1 protein-coding gene is annotated in these 342 nt (G+C 46.2%); it reads left to right on the top strand.

Translation table 11 applies throughout. The features are described 5' to 3' along the window. Positions 1–342: hypothetical protein (locus tag AB4585_RS28010; protein WP_372172026.1), on the top strand; the 342-nt coding region annotated here is incomplete at both ends.

The following is a 342-nucleotide window of genomic DNA, read 5'->3' as shown; positions in this document are numbered from 1 at the left end:
GTCTATGGTTGGTGCTACTGTGTATTTTGGTGTTGATGACTCAACTGAGCGTGGCGTCGTTGGTGCTGATGGTATTGCGAGGGTTTTAGTGCCGGCGCACTCAAAGGTTTCAACCAGGATCTTTGTTGCAAAGCAGTTGGGGGGTGGAGTGTCTAAAACATACGCCCGAAACGTAAAGTTCTCTGATTATATCTATGTCAGTCCATTGAGTACGTATGTATCTCGCTATCAGCTTGATTTGGGTTTGCCTGAGGCCTCAGTAATTGAGCGTGTATATGACGCTATGGATATCGATGTACCTATAGCTGAATTTGAGCGGTGCTATGGCTCCACTTCATGTTC

Origin of the sequence: Vibrio sp. 10N.222.49.C9 (assembly GCF_041474985.1) — a bacterium.
GTDB lineage: Bacteria > Pseudomonadota > Gammaproteobacteria > Enterobacterales > Vibrionaceae > Vibrio > Vibrio crassostreae_C.
Note: the sequence above shows the minus strand (reverse complement) of the source record. Positions and strands in the feature narration are given on the sequence as shown.